This window comes from Methylophaga sp. UBA5088 (assembly GCF_002414625.1).
In the GTDB taxonomy this organism is placed as follows: domain Bacteria; phylum Pseudomonadota; class Gammaproteobacteria; order Nitrosococcales; family Methylophagaceae; genus Methylophaga; species Methylophaga marina.
The window spans coordinates 4836-6508 of the sequence record NZ_DIAC01000041.1; the positions used below are offsets into that span (position 1 = coordinate 4836).

The following is a 1673-nucleotide window of genomic DNA, read 5'->3' on the forward strand; positions in this document are numbered from 1 at the left end:
TTGCGTTAATAATACGAGAAAGCGTTGCCACGTCGGCAGCCTCATCCAGGTTCGCATCCGCCAGCACGATCAGCGGATCGCTCCCCCCCAACTCGAGCACTGAAGGTTTGATTTCTGATGCTGCCATGGAGGCGACCTTGGCACCAGCTCCAGCTGATCCGGTAAACGAAACCGCCGCAATATCTGGGTGACGAATCGCTTTTTCGACCAATGCTGTCTCCACCGGTAAGTTGACCATAATCCCTACAGGCGCACCGGCTTCTTTAAATACCTGCTCGATCGCCTGAGCACAGCCAGGTACATTCGGGTCATGTTTCATGACACAGGTATTACCCGCCATTAAAGCCGGGGCGAGATAACGAAAGGCCAACCAAAGTGGTGCGTTCCACGGCAGGATACCCAGCAAGGTACCTAGCGGCTGGTAACAGACATAACTCTCAGTCGCATCAGAGGGTAACACTTCATCACTCAGGTAGGCTTCTGCATGCTCTGCATAAAATTCTGCACACCATGCGGCTTTTTCTACTTCTGGACCGCCTTCTTTGACAGGCTTACCCATTTCTTCCGCCATGAGTTTACTGAGTAATGGCTTATTTTGTCTCAGTGATGCGGCGACCGATCTCAATACTTCTGCTCGTTGTTTGATAGGCATGGTTCGCCACGAATCAAATGCATTGACGGCTTTAGCAATGGCGATATTGACGCCTTCTTCATTCAGCGAATCGTAGTTATGAATGTCTTGTCCAGTGTATGGATTCGTTGCTGTTAACATCTCCACCTCATTTCGATTGTTTAGCTTTCGGTTTTGACTTGTCATCAGACTCAGTCTGACGGGCCTCATTGATATCTACTAACTTTTTATCTGCTTGATCAGGCTTTACCGTGAAATCACGATCCATGGTAAAAAAGGATTTACAGCCATCTTCAGTCACATAAATGGTGTCTGAAATACCGCAGGTTTTATCGCCATCGACACCCCACATCCAGGGGATGATATGGAAAGTCATTCCTTCTTCCAAAATGGCTGACTCACCTTGTTTCAGACTACAGATATAGCCTTCATCCCAGCTAGGAGGAAAAGCAATACCAATCGAATAACCTGAACGTGTCACTAGACGAGCACCAATATCATTATCAGAAATAATATTACGGACCATATTGTCGACATCCGACACGGTCATCCCCGGCTGAACCGTTTCATGTACTGCACTCAAGGCTTTTTTCATGGTTTCCTGAGCTTTGTACATAGAGTCAGATAACTCGCCCAATACCGCGGTGCGCATCATGGCCGTATGATAACGGCGGTAACAGCCGCCGACTTCCAGAAACACATGCTCTCCAGGTTTGACCGTTCTCCCCTCCCAGGTTGCATGTCCTATCATGGTCCTAGGCCCTGATGTGACGTAGGGCATCACTGCCGGTGGTTCTCCACCTGCTTTGAACATGGCAGAACTAATGGCAGCACCAATGTCATTTTCAGTGACACCAGCCCGGGCAGCTTCAAGACCAGCTTTCATACCTGCTTCTGTCGCTTTGGCGGCACGATGCATCAATTCAATTTCAGCGGCTGATTTTCGAATGCGACCTTGCTCCACAATGCCAAAACAATCCAGTAGTTTGCCTTCGGTCAGCGTGGTGTGAATAAAGTCTTGTTGATAAGCAGGGAAAAAGTA

The 1673-nt window shown here is 48.5% G+C and carries 2 protein-coding genes; both read right to left on the bottom strand.

Features of this window, described 5'->3' with window-relative positions; genetic code table 11:
* Positions 1 to 772 (bottom strand): aldehyde dehydrogenase family protein (locus tag B4K20_RS05810; protein ID WP_289282214.1); only part of this gene is annotated, 772 nt, incomplete at its 3' end.
* A 7-nt stretch (positions 773 to 779) separates the two neighbouring features.
* Positions 780 to 1673, bottom strand: an 894-nt coding sequence (locus tag B4K20_RS05815) for a M24 family metallopeptidase (RefSeq protein ID WP_289282215.1), incomplete at its 5' end; no start/stop codon positions are given.